The organism is Microbulbifer sp. (assembly GCF_051659245.1).
Lineage (GTDB): Bacteria > Pseudomonadota > Gammaproteobacteria > Pseudomonadales > Cellvibrionaceae > Microbulbifer.
The window spans coordinates 1-2710 of sequence record NZ_JBOFOC010000096.1; the positions used below are offsets into that span (position 1 = coordinate 1).

At 63.1% G+C, this 2710-nt stretch carries 3 protein-coding genes; all 3 read right to left on the reverse strand.

Features of this window, described 5'->3' with window-relative positions:
* Positions 1 to 140 precede the first annotated feature (140 nt).
* A complete protein-coding gene (locus ACRC0P_RS10425) occupies positions 141 to 518 on the reverse strand; it encodes a gamma-butyrobetaine hydroxylase-like domain-containing protein (protein ID WP_438630582.1) in 378 nt (125 codons plus the stop codon).
* An 82-nt stretch (positions 519 to 600) separates the two neighbouring features.
* Entirely contained in the window at positions 601 to 1917 is a 1317-nt protein-coding gene (gene hslU, locus ACRC0P_RS10430; RefSeq protein ID WP_438630584.1) for an ATP-dependent protease ATPase subunit HslU, read from the reverse strand.
* A gap of 173 nt (positions 1918 to 2090) precedes the next feature.
* Positions 2091 to 2630: an ATP-dependent protease subunit HslV gene (gene hslV / locus ACRC0P_RS10435; protein ID WP_183460294.1), complete on the reverse strand. Its 540-nt coding sequence runs from the start codon at positions 2628 to 2630 to the stop codon at positions 2091 to 2093.
* Between the last annotated feature and the right edge of the window lie 80 nt (positions 2631 to 2710).

Sequence of the window (2710 nt, forward strand, 5' to 3'; positions counted from 1 at the left end):
CTGGGACACGCCGTAAATACGTCCCTGTAGGCTTGTCCGCGAGGTCCCTCTCGCAGACAGTCCCAGAAAGGCGCACCCCGCCCCGGCTTGTGCCACCGGCAGGCGCCTCGAACTCCGAAAGTTGAGTTAAAAGGAGACGTTTAACCGATAAACTTGACCGGGCTCTCGTCCGGATCGCGACCCTTGCCCGCCTGCTGCAGGCGCTGCAGGTAGGCGTCCCAGTTGGCTGCGTAGTTTTCGCCCAGTTCGCGCAAATATTCCCAGGTGTAGATGCCGCTGTCGTGGCCGTCGTCGAAGACGATTTTCAGCGCGTAACGGCCGGCGGTCTCGACGCTTTCAATACCCACATGCATTTTCCCGCTGACCAGCAACGGCTCGCCGGCGCCGTGGCCGCGCACCTCGGCGCTGGGAGAGTGGACGCGCAGGTATTCCGCCGGCAGGGTGTATTCGGCATCGTCGAATAGTAGCTGCAGGTTTTTTTCTGTGCGGTTTAGGCGGATTTTTTTTGGTGGTTTCATATTTATCTGTTTGCGGGGGCCGCTTCCGGCGCCCTCTCCCCCGGCCCCTCTCCCAGAGGGAGAGGGGAGCTTTCTTTTCAAGTTACAGAATGAAGCGGGACAGGTCCTCGTCCCGGCTCAGTTCGCCCAGGTGGCTGTCCACGTAGGCGGCGTCGATGGTGATGGTTTTGTCGCCGTCGCCGGCGTCGAAGGATATTTCCTCCAGCAGCCGCTCCAGCACTGTGTGCAGGCGGCGCGCGCCGATGTTTTCCGTGCTCTCGTTGACCTGGTAGGCCACTTCGGCGATGCGGCGGATGCCGTCCTCGGAGAATTCCAGCTGCAAGCCCTCGGTGGCCAGCAGTGCCCTCTGCTGCTCGGTGAGCGAGGCGGAGGGCTCGGTGAGGATGCGCTGGAAATCCCCGGAAGTGAGCGAGCTCAGTTCCACGCGGATCGGCAACCGACCCTGCAGCTCCGGAATCAGGTCCGAGGGCTTGGACAGGTGGAAGGCGCCGGAGGCGATAAACAGAATATGGTCGGTCTTGATCATGCCGTACTTGGTGCTCACGGTGCTGCCCTCGATCAGCGGCAGCAGGTCGCGCTGCACGCCCTCGCGGGACACGTCGGCGCCGCCCGTTTCCTGGCGCTTGGCCACCTTGTCGATCTCGTCGAGAAACACGATACCGTTCTGTTCCGCGGCTTCGATCGCGCGGCTCTTCACCTCCTCGTCGTTGACCAGCTTAGCCGCTTCCTCGTCGGTGAGCTGCTTGAGCGCCTGCTTGACGGTGAGCTTGCGCTTGCGCGTGCGGCCCTGGGACATATTGGAGAACATGCCCTGCAGCTGGTTGGTCATTTCCTCCATGCCCGGGGGCGCCATGATTTCCACACCCACAGGGGCCACCGAGATCTCTATTTCAATTTCCTTTTCGTCCAGTTCCCCCTCGCGCAGTTTTTTGCGGAACAGCTGGCGGGTGTTGGAATCCCGGTCGCCCGGTTCGGTGGAACGCGCCGGTGGCAGCAGGGCGTCGAGCACCCGCTCCTCGGCGGCGTCCATCGCGCGCTGCTCCACCGCGGCCATGGCCTGTTCGCGCTCCAATTTGACCGCCATCTCCACCAGGTCGCGCACGATGGATTCCACATCGCGGCCCACGTAGCCCACTTCGGTGAACTTGGTGGCCTCCACCTTGATAAAAGGTGCGTTGGCGAGCTTTGCCAGGCGGCGGGCGATCTCGGTCTTGCCCACGCCGGTGGGGCCGATCATCAGAATATTTTTCGGGGTGATTTCCGCACGCAGCTCTTCGTTTACCTGCATGCGCCGCCAGCGGTTGCGCAGGGCGATGGCCACGGCGCGCTTGGCGTCCTGCTGGCCGACGATATGGCGATCGAGTTCGTGGACTATTTCGCGGGGGGTCATCTGGGACATAGAAATTCTCGTGTGCGATTCGAGAGAACCTCCATGTAGGAGCGGCCCATGGCCGATTGTGTGCTCCATGCACAATTGGCATTCCCGCCATCCATGGCGGTCGCCGCGATCGGTGCCGGCTCAGGACTAAGATCGCGGCCATGGGCCGCTCCTACAGGGTCTTAAAAAGGCTCTCAGTAACTCAGTTCTTCAATAGTGTGGTTCTGGTTGGTGTAGACGCAGATATCGCCGGCAATCTTCAGGCCCTGTTCGACGATGGTGCGCGCGTCCAGTTCGGTGTTGTCCAGCAGCGCGCGGGCGGCCGATTGGGCGAAGGGGCCGCCGGAGCCGATGGCGATCAGGTCGTCCTCCGGCTGGATCACGTCACCGTTGCCGGTGACGATCAGGCTGGCGCTTTCGTCCGCTACCGCCAGCAGCGCCTCCAACCGACGCAGGGCGCGGTCGGTGCGCCAGTCCTTGGCCAGCTCCACCGCGGCGCGGGTGAGCTGTCCGCCGTGGGCCTCCAGCTTGGCCTCGAAGCGCTCGAACAGGGTGAAGGCGTCGGCGGTGCCGCCGGCGAATCCGGCGATCACCTTGTCCTTGTACAGGCGGCGCACCTTGCGCGCATTGCCCTTCATGATGGTGTTGCCCATGGAGACCTGGCCGTCGCCGCCGATAACGACTTTGCCGCCGCGCCGGCAGGAGAGAATGGTGGTGCCGCGATACTGTTCCAAGGGAGGCCTCTCGGTTTTGTTTGTCGGTGCCCTGTAGGAGCGGGCCATGCCCGCGATCGGCATCAACTACGTAGTGGAGG

What these genes read in the sequence shown, in the direction of transcription:
- ACRC0P_RS10425 (WP_438630582.1), bottom strand. Translation starts at nt 518, where the DNA reads ATGAAACCACCAAAAAAAATCCGCCTAAACCGCACAGAAAAAAACCTG.
- hslU (WP_438630584.1), bottom strand. Translation starts at nt 1,917, where the DNA reads ATGTCCCAGATGACCCCCCGCGAAATAGTCCACGAACTCGATCGCCAT.